This window comes from Aurantivibrio infirmus, assembly GCF_054767315.1.
The window spans coordinates 493,371-512,373 of sequence record NZ_BAAFSK010000002.1 but is presented as its reverse complement, the minus strand read 5'-3'; the positions used below and the strand labels follow the sequence as shown (position 1 = coordinate 512,373).

Sequence of the window (19,003 nt, the reverse complement as noted above, 5' to 3'; positions counted from 1 at the left end):
ACAAGAAAAGCGTTTAGTTTAGTCTATAAAAGGCGACCATGCCGGTTCTCGTACATCACCCCTGGTCGACAAATCAAACCTTGTCAATGCATCCATGGATACTGCCGCCAAAATTCCGCGACCACGATTGTCTTTGGTTGCATACATTATCATAGCGCCATTCGGTGCGATACTAGGCGATTCATCTAGCTGTCTTCTTGTCTCTCTCGTTAAGGTCCGAATTTCGCCAGACTTGATATCTTGAGAAGCAATATAGTCGACGCCGTTATCACGATGGATAAATACAAAAGATTTCCCATCAGGAGACACCGTCGGCGCAGCGTTGTAATCGCCTGCGAAGGTTAAGCGCTCTACCCGCCCGCTTGCAAGGGTTACTTGATAAATTTGTGGTTTTGCACCGCGATTTGAGGTGAAAATGATAGCTTTTCCGTCTGCTGTCCAACTTGGTTCAGTATCAATTGCTAAATGTCGGGTTACACGGGTTAAGGCTTTTGTTTCGACGTCTAGGATATAAATCTCTGGATCACCATCTTTTGACAGGCTAATTGCCAATTTTCGGCCGTCTGGCGACCAGGCTGGCGCCGCATTTATCCCTCTGAAATTGGTTAATTGCCGACGTTCGCCGGAAAAAATATGCTGGATATAAACGGCAGTTCGCCCGCTTTCCCAAGACACATAGGCGAGCCATTGGCCGTCCGGAGACCACGTGGGAGATACCAAAGGCTGACGTGTTTCCAACAACATTCTCGGCCTTGCGCCATCCGCATCCGATAACATCAATCGATATTGGGTTTGGCTTACTTCTTCGATATATACCAACTGAGTTGAAAAAATACCACGAATACCCGTCGCTTTTTCATAGACCTTATCGCTAACGAAATGCGCAATATCACGCAGTTGATCAGGGCTGCCGTCAACGGCGAGATTTAAGATTTTACGCTGAGCAAAAACATCGAACATTTCGAATTCAAGGCGAAAATCACCGCTCGCGTTTCGAGTGAGATTACCAATCACCAGAAATGCTGCCTGTAAAGCCCGCCAATCTCGGTAAAACACCTCAGATTCTCGACTTGGAGACGAGAGCATATCCGAACGAGGAATTGGCCGTAATTGACCACTGCGCTGTAAATCCGCGCTAACAATTGCAGAAATATCTTCCGCCAAAGGACCTCCACTCCAACCCATGGGCGCGATGGCAATCGGCGTTGGGTTGTTTACCCCACTAGTAATTTCAATGACCAGTTCAGCACGAACAGCGGCACTCAAAGAAATGCCTAGGAGCAAAAATAAAATGTGTTTCATTGACGTAAATCCCCTGGATTAAAAACCATTCTAAATTGGCGAAAATTTTGTTCGAAAACTACAGACGACACTTCTCGTAATTCAGGAAAACGTTCGGCTTTCCTCACCGCCTGTTGTGCGGAACGATCGAAGGCATCGTTACCACTACTTTTCGCAATTGTCACATTGACAACTTGACCGTTAGGTATCAACTGGATGATAAGTTCACAGCTCATGCCGTTGCGAGCTGACGGTGGCCTGCTCCAATTTTGACTCACCCTATCAACCATCAAATCGGAAAAACTTTGCGCCATAACCGCATCTTCCTGCGCTTGCATCAAGGCACGCTCTTGTTCAAGCTGATCTGAGAACGCCTGCTCACGTTTTTTGCGGTCTTCTTCTTCACGCTGTCGCTCTTGCTCAGCTTTCGCTAAGCGTTCTTTTTCCGCAGCCTCTTTTGCCAAGCGTTCTTTTTCAGCTTTATCTTTCGCTTCTTTTTGTTGTCGCTGCTTTAAAGCTTGTGCATCAGCTTGCTTGCGTTTGATTTCTTCCTGACGTTTTTTTTGTTCTTCTTGTTTTTTACGATCTGCCGCGTTATCGACCACTTGTTTTTTTGGTGGAGGTGGGGCCACATTTGGCGCAGTCGCCTTCATTTGCACGAGCTCTGCCGGAATATAACGCGGCGTTTCAGTTTGTTTTTTTGACGTACTTGGAGTCCAACCCCATATCATAAATACCAACACCGCCGAGTGTATGCCAACACTCAGCGTGACCGGAAAAAAATAAGACGATGAATTAGGCATTCGCATTCAATCTTACTCAAAAAAAATTATTAATCGCATAAAAATAAACACAAGGAATCTTTGAAATAAGTAGGAGATTTTTGCGCTAGCAAGGAAGCACCTCGCGGAAAAGCGGAATTGACACGTAGTCAATGAGCATTTGAGCAAGGAGCTGACGCCGCTAGCGTGAAAATATACACTTATTCAAAGGTTCCTTAACTTTTTGGTGGATCTGTTACTAAGCCAACCGCAGGTACACCAGCATTTTGCAATTCAGACATCATCGACACCACCTTGCCATAAGGCACACTGGTATCACCATAAATCAATACCCGGGTGTCTGGCTTCTGGCGAATCACTTTCGACACCAATTCTTTTATATCCGCTAAGGGTTTTTCCGCCTCAGGATCACCACCAACACTCAAAAAATAACTACCATCAGCTTTAATAGAAACAATAAGCGGCTCATCTTCTTTTTGATCTACTGGTGCCGAAGGTGCTTGCGGCAAAGTGACTTCGACACCTTGCATCAACATTGGTGCCGTCACCATAAATATAATTAACAACACCAGCATGACGTCAATGTAGGGCACCACATTGATTTCCGCCATTGGTTTACGCTTACCTTTTCGAAGATCTGCTGACATATGATCCGTAACCGTATAAAACTATTTGGAGTGAACTTGACGATGCAGAATGGAAGAAAATTCTTCCGAAAATGTTTCGTAGTTATTACACAGCGCTTCAGCGCGAGCGGAAAAACGGTTGTAGGCGAGAACTGCAGGAATCGCCGCAAACAAACCAATAGCCGTTGCAATCAACGCTTCAGCAATACCCGGGGCGACAGTTTGCAAAGTTGCTTGTGAAGCGACACCGAGCCCGCGAAAAGAATTAAAAATACCGATAACGGTACCAAACAAACCAATGTAAGGGCTTACAGAAGCAACACTCGCCAAAAACGGTAAATTAGTTTCTAGCTTTTCTTCTTCTCGACGCAGAGCAACACGCATCGCTCGCTGAGTACCTTCCATTACCGCATCTGGATCAGTTGAACCTTTTTGTCGCAAGCGGCCAAACTCTTTAAAACCAGCGCGAAAGATATTTTCGATACCTTCTATACCCTGCTTGCTTGCCCGCGCATTACCATCACGAAACAGTTGATTTAAATCCACACCAGACCAAAATTCCTTTTCGAAGGCAACAAAAGATTTATACGCATGGGATTGATATCGACCGCGCTGCACAATCATGATCCACGAGGTTACCGATGCGGCAAACAAGATTAACATCACGAGTTTTACCGCCAGTGTCGCTCCGGAAATTAAAGCCCACAGCGATAGTGTTTCTGCTTCACCCATATAATAGACGCCTTTATAAATTTACGGGCAACACTAAAAATCATAATTTTTAATACTGCCCTATACCTTTGTATGTTTAATAAAACCACAAGAAAACTTTAATTATTTCTGCTCTCTTATCTACAAAAAATCGGCATTACTGCCGACCAAGTTTTCTATTAATGTTCTAGTGACTGAAGCAAAGCATCGCGGAGTGCCGCCGGCATTGCTGTTGGTTTCATGTTCGCTTGGCTAACACAGGCCACTTTTACTTCTGCCGAACACAAAACGTGATCTTCTCTTTTTACAGCTTGATCAAAAACAACATAGCTGCGGGCTAGTTTTGTTGTCTCTGTTGTCGCCAACAAAAGCTCACCCAATTTTGCAGGTTGCAAAAAATTAATAGCCATAGAGTGCACCACTAACAACATACCACCCTCAATTGTGGCGGGCTTATCATACCCTAACTGGGTAATAAATTCGGTACGGGATCGCTCCATAAACTTGAGGTAGTTAACATGGTAGACAATTCCACCTGCATCCGTATCTTCAATGTAGACTTTAAGGGGTAGAGAAAATTCCCTAATCATAAACAACTCTATAAACCATAAATGTTAATTTTGGGTAAATTTATCATACTATCGCTGCTTCACCACTTCTTTACCCAATACCGAAAACCTTCACAAACGATTTTAATTTTGTATTTTGAGCTCACCCGATCGCGAGGCATGGTTAATCACACTCTATTGATCATCGATCAAGTCAGCTTGATTTTGCCCGCTTTGCGGAGGTGGTTTAATACCAAAATGATTATAGGCAAACTGAGTGACGATTCTGCCTCTCGGCGTGCGAGTAATAAAACCTTGTTGAATTAAATAGGGTTCAACAACATCTTCAAGTGTGCCGCGCTCTTCACTGATTGCCGCTGCGATACTGTCAATACCCACCGGGCCGCCAGCAAATTTTTCGATCATGGTCATTAACATGCGCCGATCTAAATGATCGAAACCCAAATTATCGACCTTGAGCATATTCAAAGCAGCGTCCGCTATCTCACCGGTAATTCTTCCATCTGATTTCACCTCGGCAAAATCTCTCACTCGACGCAATAAGCGATTGGCTATTCGCGGCGTGCCGCGAGAACGCTGGGCGATTTGTTGCGCGCCGCGTGTATCAATTTCAACCTTACTCAGTTTTCCTGAACGACTAACAATGTGAGTTAAATCATCGATAGAATAAAATTCTAGGCGTTGCACAATACCAAAACGATCACGTAAAGGTGACGTTAACAAGCCCGCTCTCGTGGTTGCACCAACCAACGTAAATTGCGGAAGATCTAATTTAATCGACCGCGCCGCTGGCCCCTCGCCGATCATAATATCCAATTGAAAATCTTCCATCGCCGGATAAATAACTTCTTCAACTACAGGACTTAAACGATGTATTTCGTCAATAAACAATACGTCGCCCGGCTCTAAGTTTGTCATCAGTGCCGCGAGATCTCCGGCTTTCTCCAACACTGGACCCGAGGTACTTTTTAAATCCACGCCCATTTCTTCGGCAATAATATTTGCCAAAGTTGTTTTACCTAATCCAGGGGGACCAAAAATAAGCGTATGATCTAAAGCTTCTTTACGATTTTTTGCAGCACTGATAAAAATTTCCATTTGCTCAGCCACAGCAGGCTGACCAATGTAATCGGCAAGAATTTTTGGTCGCACCGTACGATCCTGGTGATCTTCTTTCGGCTGCGCGGACGCTTCTATTAATCGATCGTGTTCTATCATGGAATATATTTTTCTTTAATTTTTCTTCGTTTTTTATGAAAATGTATAGGAGCTTCTGAATAAGCAGGAGATTTCTACGCTAGCACGGAGCCGACGCCGCTAGCGTAGAAATATACTCTTATTCACGGGATCCTAGGCTAGACTGCGTAGGGCTAGGCGTATCAAATCCTCACTGCGTTCCGTTTTATGTTCTTTTTGTGCTGCCATGACAACTTTTGTTGCCTGCACAGGTTTATAACCAAGCGCAATCAAAGCACTTTCTGCTTCGGCTATCAATGCATTTTCAGATATCGCCACCGGCTCATCATTATCTGCCACCGCATTGCCACTATCTCTAGACGTCGCGGGTAAATGCCAATCTTTCAGGCGATCGCGTAATTCAATCACTAAACGTTCTGCAGTTTTTTTGCCAACTCCCGGGACTTTTACCAAAGCATTTGGATCACCTTCGTGAACATGACGAACGATCTCCGAGGCCTCCATCCCCGACAGAATCGCCAAACCGAGTTTTGGGCCGACACCATTCACTTTTATCAAGGTGCGAAATAATTCACGATCTTTTTTATTGTAAAAACCAAACAATTGTTGCGCCGTTTCTTGCACAACAAAGTGAGTATGAAGTACCACCTCAGTATTGATATCGGGCAGGTGATAAATACTCGTCATCGGAACTTGAACTTCATAATACACGCCGTTTACATCCACCAATAATTCGGGAGGGCGCTTTTCAACTAATATTCCTCTTAAACGGCCAATCATAAAACGGGTTTCTCTCTAAACAATTTATACAATTCTTCCGCGCCTGAAAGTTTTTGCGCGCGATACTTTTATCAAATGTTGCTGAGTGTTTGCATGGCAAAGCGCAACCGCCAAGGCATCCGCTGCATCTTCCTGCGGCACGGCAGGAAGCTTTAACAAGGTTTTTACCATGTGCTGAACTTGTGCTTTATCCGCTGCACCATTTCCTACTACAGACTGTTTAACTTTTCGCGCCTCATATTCTGAAACCGGCAACTCCTGATTAACTGCCGCCACAATTGCCGCACCTCTTGCTTGCCCTAACTTCAAAGCAGAGCCAGCACTTTTCGCCATAAATACCTGCTCCACCGCCATTTCTTGCGGTGAAAACTCTTGGATAATTGAGGTAATGGAATCGAAGATTAACTTTAAACGCAGCGGCAGGGAATCGTCGGGGATACGAATGACGCCGCTAGAAACGTACTCTGCTCGCGAGCCAAGTACATTGATAATGCCGAACCCGGTTTTTCTCGAACCAGGATCTATTCCTAAAATCAGCGCCATAAATGAAGTGTTTTACCCGGAATTTCCAGAGTTTATCGCCTTCTATAGATGAATGCCACGATCCTAAAAATAGAATCATGGCCGCTCATAACAAAATCGCTGTTTTTTAGTACTTGGTCTTTTACTAATACGTCTTAACTTTCTGGTTTTTCTTTTTTTCGTAAGCGAATGTTGAGCTCTTGAAGTTGCGGATCATTCACTTCACCCGGCGCATCAGTCATGACGCAACTGGCAGATTGCGTTTTGGGGAAGGCGATCACATCGCGAATCGAGGTTGCGCCGGTCATCCACATCACCAAACGATCTAAACCAAATGCAATACCACCATGAGGCGGCGCACCGTATTTAAGGGCATCGAGTAAGAAACCAAATTTCTCTTGTTGCTCTTCAGGCGTAATTTTTAATACTTTGAACACCGCTTGCTGCATCGCCTTATCGTGGATACGCAGAGAACCGCCACCCAACTCGGTACCATTAAGTACCATGTCATAGGCGCGGGACAAGGCGTTTTCTGGTGCTGCCAATAATTCTTCAGCACTACATGAAGGCGAAGTGAAGGGGTGGTGAGAAGAAGTCAAACTACCATCGCTGTTTTCATCGAACATGGGGAAATCTACTACCCATAATGGCGCCCACTCACAGGTGTATAGATCAAGGTCTTCGCCAAGCTTACAGCGCAATGCACCCAGCGCTTCCGAAACAACTGAGGCTTTATCGGCGCCGAAAAATAATAAATCGCCATTTTCTGCAGCCACACGCTCCAAGATCGCAGCCCGAACATCGTTTGGTAAAAACTTAACGATAGGCGATTGCAAACCTTCTTCGAGATTATCCTTATCGTTAACTTTTATATAAGCCAAGCCTTTCGCGCCGTAGATGCTGACGAACTTGGTGTAATCGTCAATTTGCTTGCGGCTTAGTTTTTCGTTGCCGCCGGGCACTTTCATCACGGTAACGCGGCCTTTCGGATCTTTCGCAGGCGCAGAAAACACTTTGAATTCAACTTCTGTCATCAAGTCTTTAACGTCAACCAACTCTAATGGAATTCGTAGATCAGGCTTATCGCTGCCGTATTTTGCCATCGCATCTTTATAGGTAATACGGGGATACTCACCCAAATCCACGCCTCTGAGTTCTTTGAATAGCGCTCGAATCATGTCTTCGTTAATCGACATAATTTCCTCATCAGAAATAAACGAGGCCTCAATATCAATCTGAGTGAATTCTGGCTGACGGTCTGCGCGCAGGTCTTCATCTCGAAAACATTTAGCGATCTGATAATAACGATCGAAGCCCGACACCATAAGTAACTGCTTAAACAGCTGAGGTGATTGCGGCAACGCGAAGAACTTACCTTGATGAGTTCGCGACGGCACCAAATAATCCCGCGCGCCCTCCGGAGTAGCACGAGTCAGAATCGGTGTTTCTAAATCGATGAAGCCTTGCTGATCCAAATAATTACGTACAAACATCGATACTTTTGAGCGCAAAATCAGAATTTTTTGCATATCTGGTCGACGTAAATCGAGATAACGATACTTCAAGCGAACATCTTCACCCACGGAATTGTGTTCATCTAATGGAAAGGGAGGTGTTTCTGAAGTGTTCAATACCTGCAACTCGGTTCCATAGACTTCAATTTCTCCCGTTGCCATATTCGGGTTTATCGTGCTTTCAGATCGCGCTCGCACTTTCCCTGTCACCTGCAAGACATACTCACTACGCACTTTGTCCGCCAACTCAAAATTGTCTTTGGTGTCAGGATCGAAAACCACTTGTACTATTCCTTCGCGATCGCGCAGGTCGATAAAAATTACCCCGCCATGATCGCGACGGCGGTCAACCCAGCCACATAACGTGACTTCTTTATCGATATATTTGGCATCTATGAGGCCGCAATAGTTACTACGCATAAAATTTCCTAACTCTGGTTGGTTTGCCGTGAAGTAAGGCCTCACGGGCATATAGCGAATTTAACTCGCAGTGGAAGAAGGCTTGGTCGTTGCTCCCTGAGCCTTCGTCGTACTACTTTTGTTGTCTGCGGATTTACCGCTTGAAGATTGGCTGTCAGTTTTCTTATCTGTGCTGGCTTTGGAGCCAGAATCAGATTTGGCGGTATCTCCAGAACCTGATGTTTCATTACTCACACCATTTTTCTTGTTGCCAGTTTTAAAATCCGTCTCGTACCAACCGCCACCTTTTAAGCGAAAGGCTGCAGCCGACACTTTCTTTTTAAGCTCTTCGTTATCGCAGGAGGGGCACTTTGTTAGCAAAGGATCACTCATCTTTTGCAATGCCTCCATTTCGTGGCCGCAGGATTGGCACTGGTATTCATAAATCGGCATTTCTTCACCTATAAAGTCGAGTTTTAATATAACTCGATAATTCTTAATAACGTTTCGGCGACTTTTAGCGTAGCCCAGTCAAATAGCGGCGCATTATACCCTAGCACTGAAGCGGCGAGGAACTGGCATTGTGTCTGTTTTTTCGTTTTTGTTGAGGATTACAAAAAGCGATTTGAAGGACGCCCAAGACCAAATATTTACATCAAGCAAGATTAAACGGCATTTTGAATTTTAATAGATACGCTTATATACAAGCGCCATTTCCTATTCAATCTAAGGAAAATGTAGCCTATCTTCTCAAAATTTTGAAAAAAACACTTAAATCACCTGTTTTTTGGCTTTTTTGTTAATTTTTTGTTGCCGGATCCATTTTTATCCTATATATATAGCGCCAGCCGTAACAATGGTCAGTTTGAAGCTATAAATACAGGGGTTTTTGTTAGTGTAAAGCGACAAGATCCTTGCTGCTGATAACGTAACAACTTAATTACAGAGACATCTGCGACATCGCTGTCCCTGTAAATTAATTACCATCAACTTAATAAAAGGATACTCGAATGGCTGCTCGTAAGACTGCTGCTAAGAAAAAAGCTCCTGCTAAAAAGAAAGCTCCCGCTAAGAAAAAAGTTGCTGCTAAGAAAAAAGCACCAGCTAAAAAACCCGCTACTAAAGCACTTAAGTCAGTAAAAGAGCGATACAGTAAAACTCAGATTCTAAACCACGTTTCTGAGACCTGTGATTTATCTCGCAAGCAGGTTTCTGCGGTCTTAGATGAGTTAACAAACGTCATCTCTGCACACATTTCTAAAAATGCATGCGGCGAGTTCGTTTTACCTGGTTTATTAAAAGTTGTTACCGTTAAGAAGCCAGCACGCAAAGCACGCAAAGGTATTAACCCATTCACTGGTGAAGAAACTATGTTCAAAGCTAAGCCAGCGAGCATTCAGGTTAAGATCCGTCCGCTGAAGAAAATGAAAGAAATGGCAGGCTAAATCTAGCGTGTTGTGATGTTTTCATCGAAAATGCCGCTCCTTTTGAGCGGCATTTTTGTTCTCAAAAAGCGTCTTATTCAAAAACAAGGCATTGCAGAATGTCTTCTTCAATAGACTTGCAAAAGAATTCCTCTGCAGTCAGTTAATACTCGCTTACCTAAGTTTCCAATTCAAAATCATCGCCTTTGAGCGCACTGCGAAGTTTTTGGACGATCTCTTTTTCTGCGGCTTTAGTATAAGCACTCGCCGCAACCGCCCCCCAGACCGGACCAGGCCAAGCGGGATCAGTATCAAAACGAGCAACATGATGCATATGCAACTGGGGCACTATATTTCCTAATACCGCGATATTCATTTTCTCCGGCACAAATACATCCGCCATAACTTCGGCCAGATGGCAGGACTCACGCATTAATTGCATGCGGTCCTCTTTGCCTAAATGATGAATTTCTTTCACTGATCGTCGCTGTGGCACTAAGATACACCAGGGATAATTGGCATCTTTGTGAAGTAAAAGGAGTGAAAGTTCGAATCTTCCAAGGATCAGGGTATCGGCTTCGAGCTTTGCATCTAATACAAATTGGGGATCTCGTGGGAACATGGCCAACCTCGCAATTGTTCTCAACAAACATTAAAATAATTCATTTTTAACGGTGCTTACGCTTGAGCACCACTTTAGAGTACAGAGCAAAACAACTCAATCAATTCAGCAGCCTAAACCGTCGACGTGATCGCGAAAACTGGCATCTGCAATTTAAACTTTATCAAGACCGAGATCTAACTATTATGCGAGCAAGTCGTTTTTTAATAGCTACCCACAAAGAAACTCCTGCCGATGCGGAAGTCATCAGCCATCAACTGATGTTAAGAGCGGGAATGGTTCGCAAACTCGCTTCCGGCCTCTACAACTGGCTCCCCTTGGGTTTACGCGTCCTACGAAAAGTAGAAAATATTGTTCGCGAAGAGATGGATAAATCTGGCGCGCAAGAAGTTTTGATGCCCGTAGTGCAACCCGCCGAGCTTTGGCAAGAATCAGGTCGTTGGCAGAAATACGGCGCCGAATTACTACGCATCACTGATCGTCATGATCGAGAGTTTTGCCTCGGCCCTACTCACGAAGAAGTCATCACCGATCTCGCGCGTCACGAACTGAAAAGTTACAAACAATTACCTGCCAACTTTTATCAAATCCAAACCAAATTTCGCGATGAGCGTCGACCTCGTTTTGGCATAATGCGTGCGCGGGAATTCATGATGAAAGATGCTTACTCTTTTCACAGTAGTGAAGACTGCCTAAATAGCACCTACGATCTGATGCATCAAACATACTGCAATATTTTTGATCGCATCGGCTTGAATTATCGTCCGGTCATGGCCGACACCGGCTCTATCGGCGGCTCAGGCTCTCACGAATTTCACGTGCTCGCTGAAAATGGCGAAGATGCCATTGCCTTCAGCAGTGAAAGTGATTTTGCTGCAAATGTCGAAAAAGCAGAGGCCTTAGCAATTCCAAGTAAAAACGAAGCAGAAAAAGAATTAGTCGAAATTGCCACACCACAACAACATTCTATTAACGACGTTTGTGAATTTCTCAAAACCAGCGCCGACTGCGTTGTAAAAACATTAATCGTTGTTGCGGAAAACGAAGAAAACCCAGAAGAAAAAAGTACTGAGAAAAAACTCATTGCTTTAGTTTTACGTGGTGATCACGAACTCAATGAAATTAAAGCGGGCAAGATTTCTGGCGTCGCTTCACCATTGACTTTTGCAACCGAGCAAGAAATAAAAAATGCTATTGGTTGCGGCACCGGATCAATCGGCCCTTGTGGTCTACCCATTCCCACGATTGTGGATCGTAGCGCCGCCACTTTAGTTAATTTCATTTGCGGCGCTAACAAAGATGGTTTTCATCTCAGCAACGTTAACTGGCAACGCGACGCCACTGCAACGCGCATTGAAGATATTCGCAACGTCGTCAGTGGCGATCCAAGTCCCGACGGCAAAGGTACATTGGAGATTAAACGCGGCATCGAGGTCGGCCATATTTTTCAGCTCGGCACTCAATACAGCCAGGCAATGAATGCAACGGTTCTGGATGAAAATGGCAAAGAAACCGTTATGCTAATGGGCTGTTATGGGATCGGTGTTTCGCGAATTGTGGCCGCCGCCATTGAGCAAAACAATGACGAAAATGGCGTCATCTGGCCAGAGTCTATCGCGCCCTTTCAGGTTGCATTAGTGCCAATCAATATCAAAAAATCCCCTGCCGTCGCGGAGAAATGTGAAAGCCTATATGAACAATTACAATCAGCTGGATTCGACGTCATTTTTATGGATGACCCCAAAGCGCGATTGGGCGGCACCTTGGCGGACATCGAGTTGATGGGCATCCCCCATCGAGTAGTTGTTGGTGACCGCGGCTTAGAAGCTGGAACCCTCGAATATAAATATCGACGCGATGTAGACAAAAAAGATATTCCCTGTGATGAGCTGCTAGACTTTTTATTGGCGAGTCAAAAATAACTTTTTTGCTTAAACGCTAGAACGCAAGTTTAAATGCGCTTCCAAATTGAATTTGAATTATGCCGTACCTCTCACGCCATCATCAAAAAACCTTGTCGTTATTAGCGGCGGGGGTTTTATGGCTGACGATTTCAAGTTTTGCTTACACCGCAGAAAACAATGCCAATTCATTGCAAATCGTCACGCCCTCTGAAGTTGATGACACACGCCCTGAAGTTGATGAAGAGTTACGACGCGCACTGAAATCGGCGATTGAAAGCAGTGATAGTTTTGGTGATCGTTATGATGCCGAAGTCTGGTTGGTGAGTAAATCAGGCCGGCTGGAACGTTTCGTCAAAGATCCCGACAAACGCTTTGAACTATTACGCAGTATTCATCGCGCTGCAACACAAGCCAAAATACAACCTGAAATAGTTTTAGCGGTAATAGAAATTGAAAGCCGTTTTGATCGCTATGCAATTTCCAGAGTCGGCGCTCAAGGGATGATGCAAATTATGCCGTTCTGGAAAGAAGAAATTGGTCACTCTGAAGATAATTTATTTGATATCGAAACCAATCTTAAATATGGCTGCACAATTCTAAAACACTATTTGGATCGCTCCGAAGGTAGGCTTGCCGAAGCACTAGCGCGTTACAACGGTAGCTACGGAAAATATTGGTATCCTGAAAAAGTAATGGTCGCCTGGGAAAAAAATTGGCGTTAATAAAAAATTGGTTTTAATAAAGTACCGTAACCTCTTCTGCAATCATCTGTATCCCTTTTTCAATAACCTCTGCTGACTGGCAATAAGATATACGAATGCATTCGAATTGATGCGGCCAATCTTCTTTAAGCCCGACAAAAAAATGTTCTCCCGCCAACACCAGCAAACCTCGCCGCTTTAATCGCTCGTACAATTCTTGACTGCTGATCGGCAAGCCTTTAAACCACACCCATAAAAACATTGCACCCTCTGGCTGATGGATCGCATAAGGTAAGTCTGCAAAATATTTTCTTACGCAGCGCTCGGCAACATTTGCAGCACCTTGATAGAAAGGTTTTACGAGGTCATTACTCAGTGCAGTGATTTTATTGTCGTCTAATAATTTATCCAAAATAACAGGACCAAGATTTCCCGCCGCTAAACTCAAAATAGTATTCGCCTTAGAAAAGGCGCGAATCACTTTTTCTTGCGCAATAACAATACCTGTTCTTGCCCCAGGCAAGCCTAATTTTGAAAGACTCAACACTAAGATAGTATTTTCACTCCAATAGGGCTTGGCATTTGAAAACACGATATTGGGGAATGGCATACCATAGGCCCCATCAATAATGAGAGGGATATCAAACTGAGCGGCAAGAACATCTAAACGGGATATTTCTTCATCGGTAAGGACGTTGCCCGAAGGGTTTGTCGGTCGAGAAACACAGAGCGCGCCGATGTTATCTTGCAGATCCAAGGTGTCGAAGTTAACGCGGTATTTAAAAGTATGCTCATCAATCGTTTCGATATCAGGTTTGTTCGCAACAAAAAATTCTTCAGACAAACCTGAATCCGCGTATCCAACATACTCTGGAACAACAGGAAGGAGTACACGCTTAAATTGACTGCTCTCGAATTCACCCGCAAACAAATTGAACAATACAAAAAAAGCGGACTGACTACCGTTTGAAAAGGTAATATTTTTTTCGGTAATAGGCCAAGCAAACTGGGTCGACAAGTAGTTAGCCAGTTTGGCAATAACTTCCCCATCGCCTTGCGGCGACTGATAAATTCCCAATAAGTTATGTAAGCCGTCATCACTTTGCATCGTTGCTTCAAGCGCGCGTCGAAACTCCGCTTCAACCTCAGGGATTCTCGCCGGATTCCCACCACCCATAAATAATAATTCTGGGCTGACTCTGAGCGCATCGCCTAAATCATCCATTAAGGGAACAATGGCTGACTCGCCAGTGAACTTACTGCCAAATTTTGAAAACTTCATTTAACTCACTTCGCCTTCTTTAACCAAACTTCAAGTGGGGACAGTAGTTTGAAGATTACTTGGCCTAAACTCAACAAGCTTTTGCGAAAGCCCGCTAATACGTTGATTACTTCAGCTTTAATTGTGCTTGCTCCTATAACACTAGCTGGTAGTATTGCCTGCAAATTTTTAGAGGTCTTCGCTAATTCCAGACTCTATAAGTCGCTTTCTGAAAACGTAAAGGATTCGTCACGATGAACATATTAAAGGCCTATAACTTTCGTCCATTCATTTTATTTTTTATTACCTTTGTCTTTGCATTCCCTGCCCTTGCTGCCAAACCGGAAGTAGTAATACTAGCCACCGGAGGAACAATAGCGGGGGCTGGCGAAACGTCCGTCTCGCAAACTTATACCGCCGCAAAAGTACCAGTCGAAAAACTGCTCGCAGCTGTACCGCAAATACAAGACAAGGCCAACGTAAGAGGTGAGCAAGTCGTGCAAATCGCCAGTCAAGCAATGACCAATGAAATTTGGTTAACCTTGGCCCACCGCGTTCAACATCATCTCAATCAAAAAAAAGTATCTGGCATAGTCATTACCCACGGCACCGACACTATGGAAGAAACCGCTTTTTTCTTAAGTCTTGTTATCGACAGTGATAAGCCGGTCATTCTCGTTGGCTCCATGCGCCCAACAACCAGCTTGAGCGCAGACGGTGCGGTAAACCTGTATAACGCCGTCGCCTTAGCGGCAGATCCGCAAGCAAAAAACTACGGCGTAATGGTGGTAATGAACGATAAAATCTTCGCCGCCAAAGACGTGACCAAATCACACACCACTGCCGTCGATACTTTTGTTGCGCGCAACAATGGCGAACTGGGACGAATCGAATTTGGCAACATTAATTTTTATCAACCCGCCAACACAAAAACGTCATCGCCTTTTACTTTAACGGACATTAAAAGCTTGCCAAGCGTAGACATCGTATACGGCTATGCAAACGCTTCGTCGATCCCCGTAAGCGCTTTAGTCATGAACGGCAGCAAAGGAATTATTCACGCCGGTGTCGGCAATGGAAACCTTTTTCCAGAAGTCGAAGAAGCGCTAATCAACGCAAGAAAAAAAGGCGTTTACGTTGTGCGTAGCACAAGGGTGGGTAGCGGCCACGTTATTCGCAACGCCGAAGTGGAAGATGATAGGTGGGACTTTATTGTTTCTGATGATCTAAGTCCGCAGAAAGCCCGGATATTATTGATGCTGGCTTTAACAAAATCGAAAGATACAAAAGAGATACAAAAGTGGTTCTACCAGTTTTAGTTTTAGAAAGACGTTTTATTACTCTTTATAGCACTTAGCTCTCAAACACTATAAAAACTCAGAAAATGTTGTTTAATATTTCAAAGATAAATTAGAACTGGTATTTCACATAAGCTCTGACGGTACGGGGTTCGAATACGTGAAAGTGACTATCACCAACCGGTGACAACTCTGTTGCCAATTGCGACTCGTAAAAATATTCGACATCGTGATCGTCAGAGTCGAAAAGATTGAGCACGTCTAGAGTGATTGACCATGCTTCACTGGCTTTGTAGCCTAAGCGAAGATTTGCCAAGGTGCTGGCATCAGCCACTTGACCGCCATCGAGCGGGTATTCGCCAAAATGTCGAAACCTTAAATTAATATTTAATTTATCTCCTAAATCTGCATTAACTCCCGCACTAGCCACGTTTTTAAGCGCTCCAGAAATATCTCGCGAGCCATCAACAGCGCGATCATACTTTGCATCCGTATACGCATACTCAAAATCAAAGGTAAAAATATCATTAAGATAATAATACGCGGTTAACTCTAGTCCTCGGCGAGTTGAACTTTCACCAGTATCTTCGGTGCCACCCTCGTCACCGACAAAAATCAATTCCGAATCGACCTGTAAATTCCACAGTGCAATCGAAGCATTGAGTTTGTCACTAACAAACGCGCGCAAGCCCAATTCATAACCCAAAGTTGATACCAAGGGATCAACCGTATCGAGCGCTTGATTTGCATCAGTGGGGTCTACCTGAATAGTTGTGCCCCGCGCATCGTTGCTGTGAAAACCTTCACCAATGCTCGCGTAAGCTTCTACGTTGTCGTTTATTGTGTAGGACAATCCGAGCGTTGTGGTAACAATATCGTCATCGCGACTACCACCATTGACACTCAGGGTAGTGGTATCGCCTGCACGTAAAGGATCAACGTCAAAATCGAAATAGTCGTAACGCAATCCAAACGTCGAACGTAATCTTTCGCTAAAATGTAATTCGTTCTGCCAATATAAACTGCTGCTCCACTCATCAACGGCATCAACGCGACTCACACCAATTTCTTGCCTTGCTTGGGTATTTAATAATCCCACTTCATCAATTTTGTCGTAACGAAATTGCGTACCGAATGTATTAGTGACCGACATACCCGCCCACTTACTATCCAGAGAATAATCTATATCCCAACCGAATATTTTTCTATCGTCTACTTGTTGAAATTGATCGCCCGAGGGATCAGTAAAATATGAAAAATTTGAATAGAGATTGAGTGAATAATCGATAACATATGCCGTGGCATTCACATTCGAGGCCTGCCCCTCGCGACTCCAACTACCCGATAAACTATAACGACTCGATTCACCGCCGACCGTCGTATCTAAGGAACCTAAATCAGAAATTAAACCTTGATCAATTGCGCGTTGGGGGATTTGATCGGCTGAACGCCATTCGTTGTCATAGGCCATCAAACTAACACTGAAAAAATCGTCACCGTTTTGCCAACGTTGTTTCAACCAAAGATTTTTTTTACCAACATCTTCTTCAATGTCTTCCCAGGGACCGTCATACCCTTGAAGTTCAACACCGTAAAATAAATCACCGTTAGCGATCTGAAAATCACCAATAGCCAATACGCGTTGAAAACTGTCCTTGCCTAAACCAACTTCAACACGCTGACGACCTTTATGATCCGTACTACGAATATAACTCGCTCCTGCTCCAGAAAAATCGCCAACGTTAGCGTAGTAAGATCCTTTTTGATAAAAAATTTCTTCGACGGTTTCAGGAATTAAAAAATTTAGGTCCGTATATCCTTGGCCGTGACCATGAGTCCGCATATTGACCGGCATCTTATCGACAAAAGTGGCAAAGTCGGTGCCGTGATCCAAATTAAAACCGCGTAAAAAAAACTGATTGGCTTTACCAGAACCACTGTGCTGTGTTGCCACCATCCCCGGTACCGCTTCAAGAACTTCGCCGGTGCGCAGAATGGGCCGAATTTCTAATTCAGCCTGCGACACCAAACCTTCTGACGCGGAACTGGCATTCCCGACTAAATTCGCCCGGCGACCTACCACTTCTATTTCATCGATATTGCTAGACTGCGCATTCAGGTCAGACATAACCAGACAAGAAAGCGCGATCAAAAACGGAGAGGATTTAGAGGTCATGGCTATTGTCCTTAGGGAAATATCTATATAGCCAGGGTATACGCATAAAGTCGCAGCTTGGATTCCAAAAAATTAAAAAACGAGAAAATGGAAATCAGATCAGATACATATTTATGAGGCGAATAATTATCTTCAGTGATCACAAATACAGGTCACGGGGCAGCCTTCAATTCCTACCCAAGTTCTGGGGGGCAACTCGACATTCCACACGGCCGGCCTCGACAACGTTACCGCTCGAGACGATGGATACCAAGTCGTTAAGAAAAGCGAGCGATTGTTTTTATCTAAATAGATCCTTCAGTTTTCCCCAACAAATCTTCAGTATCAGCTAAGGTCTGAGCAGCCTGCGTAATCAACCAATTTTTAAATGCATCAACATCTGTATCGTCATTTCTATTTTCCGACCATCGAGCAATATGTTTTTTGGTCGAGCGCATCGGCTCGAAATTACTTAGCGGTACTATCAATGTGCCAGCTTTGAGCGCATCGTGAACTAACAGCGATCTAGCCAGCGCCACGCCAGCGCCATTAATTGCGGCGGACACCATTAAACCCATATCGGCGAAACGCAACTGCGCTTCAGCTTTGTTGCGCTCACCGATATTTAAATACTGGAACCACACTGGCCAGCTCCATTCGCCATCTCCGCTTGTGGCCTTATGTAACAAAGGCATATCGACCAGCATGTTTTCATGGCCTAAAAGTTTACCGCCCGGCAACAAGCGGGGACTGCAAACAGGAAATACGAGCTCGGTAAATAGCGGCGAAGAGTTTTCGTTTGTCGCTTTCGTGGATTTTTGCCAACCAATCCAGATATCAATGTCTTTTAATCTATCATCTGGCGCATCTCGCGGAATTAGCTCTACAGTTAATCCAGGGTGGCTCGCCATAAAATCCATCAACCTTGGTGCTAACCATAGTTGGCAGAGCGCAGTTCCCGCGACAACGCGCAAACACCTTTCCTGGTTTTTTCCTATACGACCAAGTGCATCCAACGCGGCGACGATATCCGGTAATAGTTTTTTTCCTTCACGGCTCAACTCGACGCCTGGATTCATCCGATGTATCAACTGTGTGCCGACAAAATTTTCTAAACGGCGAATTCTATGGCTTATCGCACTCTGGCTTAAGCACAATTCTTCCGCTGCGTGGGTAAAACTCAAATGAGTCGCAACGGCTTCAAAGGCAATGCATTCGGGTAAAGGCGGGAGACGTCGCATGAAATAACTCCAATTC

General features: G+C 44.4%; 18 protein-coding genes. 4 read left to right on the top strand and 14 right to left on the bottom strand.

Going from position 1 to position 19,003, the window contains the following annotated elements:
• Positions 1–18 precede the first annotated feature (18 nt).
• The 10 genes from tolB to ACYUCY_RS05930 all read right to left on the bottom strand — a co-directional run bounded on the left by tolB (position 19) and on the right by ACYUCY_RS05930 (position 8,834).
• Positions 19–1,302, bottom strand: a complete 1,284-nt coding sequence (tolB, locus tag ACYUCY_RS05975) for a Tol-Pal system beta propeller repeat protein TolB (RefSeq protein WP_460225543.1) — start codon at positions 1,300–1,302, stop codon at positions 19–21.
• Positions 1,299–2,084: a cell envelope integrity protein TolA gene (gene tolA / locus ACYUCY_RS05970; RefSeq protein WP_460225542.1), complete on the bottom strand. Its 786-nt coding sequence runs from the start codon at positions 2,082–2,084 to the stop codon at positions 1,299–1,301. The genes tolB and tolA overlap by 4 nt, the downstream gene beginning before the upstream one ends.
• Positions 2,085–2,278: 194 nt before the next feature.
• Complete coding sequence (gene tolR, locus ACYUCY_RS05965; RefSeq protein ID WP_460225541.1) at positions 2,279–2,710, bottom strand: protein TolR; 432 nt, start codon at positions 2,708–2,710, stop codon at positions 2,279–2,281.
• Between the two features lie 21 nt (positions 2,711–2,731).
• A complete protein-coding gene (gene tolQ, locus ACYUCY_RS05960) occupies positions 2,732–3,421 on the bottom strand; it encodes a protein TolQ (protein ID WP_460225540.1) in 690 nt (229 codons plus the stop codon).
• A 158-nt stretch (positions 3,422–3,579) separates the two neighbouring features.
• Positions 3,580–3,990: a YbgC/FadM family acyl-CoA thioesterase gene (locus ACYUCY_RS05955; RefSeq protein ID WP_460225539.1), complete on the bottom strand. Its 411-nt coding sequence runs from the start codon at positions 3,988–3,990 to the stop codon at positions 3,580–3,582.
• Between the two features lie 153 nt (positions 3,991–4,143).
• On the bottom strand, positions 4,144–5,187 hold the full coding sequence (gene ruvB, locus ACYUCY_RS05950; protein ID WP_460225538.1) for a Holliday junction branch migration DNA helicase RuvB: 1,044 nt from the start codon (positions 5,185–5,187) through the stop codon (positions 4,144–4,146).
• Between the two features lie 132 nt (positions 5,188–5,319).
• Entirely contained in the window at positions 5,320–5,946 is a 627-nt protein-coding gene (gene ruvA, locus ACYUCY_RS05945) for a Holliday junction branch migration protein RuvA (protein WP_460225537.1), read from the bottom strand.
• A gap of 24 nt (positions 5,947–5,970) precedes the next feature.
• Entirely contained in the window at positions 5,971–6,489 is a 519-nt protein-coding gene (gene ruvC, locus ACYUCY_RS05940; RefSeq protein WP_460225536.1) for a crossover junction endodeoxyribonuclease RuvC, read from the bottom strand.
• Between the two features lie 134 nt (positions 6,490–6,623).
• The gene (gene aspS, locus ACYUCY_RS05935) at positions 6,624–8,402 is read right to left on the bottom strand and encodes an aspartate--tRNA ligase (RefSeq protein ID WP_460225535.1); all 1,779 of its coding nucleotides are present in this window, start codon (positions 8,400–8,402) and stop codon (positions 6,624–6,626) included.
• A gap of 60 nt (positions 8,403–8,462) precedes the next feature.
• Positions 8,463–8,834: an FmdB family zinc ribbon protein gene (locus ACYUCY_RS05930; protein WP_460225534.1), complete on the bottom strand. Its 372-nt coding sequence runs from the start codon at positions 8,832–8,834 to the stop codon at positions 8,463–8,465.
• 557 nt (positions 8,835–9,391) lie between these two features.
• On the opposite strand from ACYUCY_RS05930, the gene ACYUCY_RS05925 reads away from it, so the two are divergent.
• Positions 9,392–9,826, top strand: a complete 435-nt coding sequence (locus ACYUCY_RS05925; protein WP_460225533.1) for an HU family DNA-binding protein — start codon at positions 9,392–9,394, stop codon at positions 9,824–9,826.
• A gap of 157 nt (positions 9,827–9,983) precedes the next feature.
• Here the strand turns inward: ACYUCY_RS05925 and ACYUCY_RS05920 are convergent, their stop codons facing one another.
• Complete coding sequence (locus ACYUCY_RS05920) at positions 9,984–10,427, bottom strand: HIT domain-containing protein (RefSeq protein WP_460225532.1); 444 nt, start codon at positions 10,425–10,427, stop codon at positions 9,984–9,986.
• A 185-nt stretch (positions 10,428–10,612) separates the two neighbouring features.
• Between ACYUCY_RS05920 and ACYUCY_RS05915 the strand changes: the two genes are divergently transcribed.
• Together ACYUCY_RS05915 and ACYUCY_RS05910 are read left to right on the top strand one after the other, a co-directional pair.
• Positions 10,613–12,349, top strand: a complete 1,737-nt coding sequence (locus ACYUCY_RS05915) for a proline--tRNA ligase (RefSeq protein WP_460225714.1) — start codon at positions 10,613–10,615, stop codon at positions 12,347–12,349.
• Between the two features lie 59 nt (positions 12,350–12,408).
• Positions 12,409–13,053 (top strand): lytic transglycosylase domain-containing protein, encoded by a 645-nt coding sequence (locus ACYUCY_RS05910; RefSeq protein ID WP_460225531.1) that lies wholly within the window; start codon positions 12,409–12,411, stop codon positions 13,051–13,053.
• A gap of 13 nt (positions 13,054–13,066) precedes the next feature.
• Here the strand turns inward: ACYUCY_RS05910 and ACYUCY_RS05905 are convergent, their stop codons facing one another.
• On the bottom strand, positions 13,067–14,314 hold the full coding sequence (locus tag ACYUCY_RS05905) for a valine--pyruvate transaminase (RefSeq protein WP_460225530.1): 1,248 nt from the start codon (positions 14,312–14,314) through the stop codon (positions 13,067–13,069).
• 233 nt (positions 14,315–14,547) lie between these two features.
• On the opposite strand from ACYUCY_RS05905, the gene ACYUCY_RS05900 reads away from it, so the two are divergent.
• Positions 14,548–15,612: a type II asparaginase gene (locus tag ACYUCY_RS05900; protein WP_460225529.1), complete on the top strand. Its 1,065-nt coding sequence runs from the start codon at positions 14,548–14,550 to the stop codon at positions 15,610–15,612.
• Between the two features lie 91 nt (positions 15,613–15,703).
• On the opposite strand, the gene ACYUCY_RS05895 is transcribed toward ACYUCY_RS05900, so the two are convergent.
• Complete coding sequence (locus tag ACYUCY_RS05895) at positions 15,704–17,767, bottom strand: TonB-dependent receptor (RefSeq protein WP_460225528.1); 2,064 nt, start codon at positions 17,765–17,767, stop codon at positions 15,704–15,706.
• Between the two features lie 284 nt (positions 17,768–18,051).
• On the bottom strand, positions 18,052–18,987 hold the full coding sequence (locus ACYUCY_RS05890; protein WP_460225527.1) for a LysR family transcriptional regulator: 936 nt from the start codon (positions 18,985–18,987) through the stop codon (positions 18,052–18,054).
• Between the last annotated feature and the right edge of the window lie 16 nt (positions 18,988–19,003).

Coding starts and splice junctions, on each gene's coding strand:
- ACYUCY_RS05915 (WP_460225714.1), top strand. CDS start 10,613: ATGCGAGCAAGTCGTTTTTTAATAGCTACCCACAAAGAAACTCCTGCC.
- ACYUCY_RS05930 (WP_460225534.1), bottom strand. CDS start 8,834: ATGCCGATTTATGAATACCAGTGCCAATCCTGCGGCCACGAAATGGAG.
- ACYUCY_RS05905 (WP_460225530.1), bottom strand. CDS start 14,314: ATGAAGTTTTCAAAATTTGGCAGTAAGTTCACTGGCGAGTCAGCCATT.
- ACYUCY_RS05925 (WP_460225533.1), top strand. CDS start 9,392: ATGGCTGCTCGTAAGACTGCTGCTAAGAAAAAAGCTCCTGCTAAAAAG.
- tolB (WP_460225543.1), bottom strand. CDS start 1,302: ATGAAACACATTTTATTTTTGCTCCTAGGCATTTCTTTGAGTGCCGCT.
- tolR (WP_460225541.1), bottom strand. CDS start 2,710: ATGTCAGCAGATCTTCGAAAAGGTAAGCGTAAACCAATGGCGGAAATC.
- tolQ (WP_460225540.1), bottom strand. CDS start 3,421: ATGGGTGAAGCAGAAACACTATCGCTGTGGGCTTTAATTTCCGGAGCG.
- ruvB (WP_460225538.1), bottom strand. CDS start 5,187: ATGATAGAACACGATCGATTAATAGAAGCGTCCGCGCAGCCGAAAGAA.
- ACYUCY_RS05900 (WP_460225529.1), top strand. CDS start 14,548: ATGAACATATTAAAGGCCTATAACTTTCGTCCATTCATTTTATTTTTT.
- ACYUCY_RS05910 (WP_460225531.1), top strand. CDS start 12,409: ATGCCGTACCTCTCACGCCATCATCAAAAAACCTTGTCGTTATTAGCG.
- ACYUCY_RS05895 (WP_460225528.1), bottom strand. CDS start 17,767: ATGACCTCTAAATCCTCTCCGTTTTTGATCGCGCTTTCTTGTCTGGTT.
- tolA (WP_460225542.1), bottom strand. CDS start 2,084: ATGCCTAATTCATCGTCTTATTTTTTTCCGGTCACGCTGAGTGTTGGC.
- ACYUCY_RS05920 (WP_460225532.1), bottom strand. CDS start 10,427: ATGTTCCCACGAGATCCCCAATTTGTATTAGATGCAAAGCTCGAAGCC.
- ACYUCY_RS05955 (WP_460225539.1), bottom strand. CDS start 3,990: ATGATTAGGGAATTTTCTCTACCCCTTAAAGTCTACATTGAAGATACG.
- ruvC (WP_460225536.1), bottom strand. CDS start 6,489: ATGGCGCTGATTTTAGGAATAGATCCTGGTTCGAGAAAAACCGGGTTC.
- ruvA (WP_460225537.1), bottom strand. CDS start 5,946: ATGATTGGCCGTTTAAGAGGAATATTAGTTGAAAAGCGCCCTCCCGAA.
- aspS (WP_460225535.1), bottom strand. CDS start 8,402: ATGCGTAGTAACTATTGCGGCCTCATAGATGCCAAATATATCGATAAA.
- ACYUCY_RS05890 (WP_460225527.1), bottom strand. CDS start 18,987: ATGCGACGTCTCCCGCCTTTACCCGAATGCATTGCCTTTGAAGCCGTT.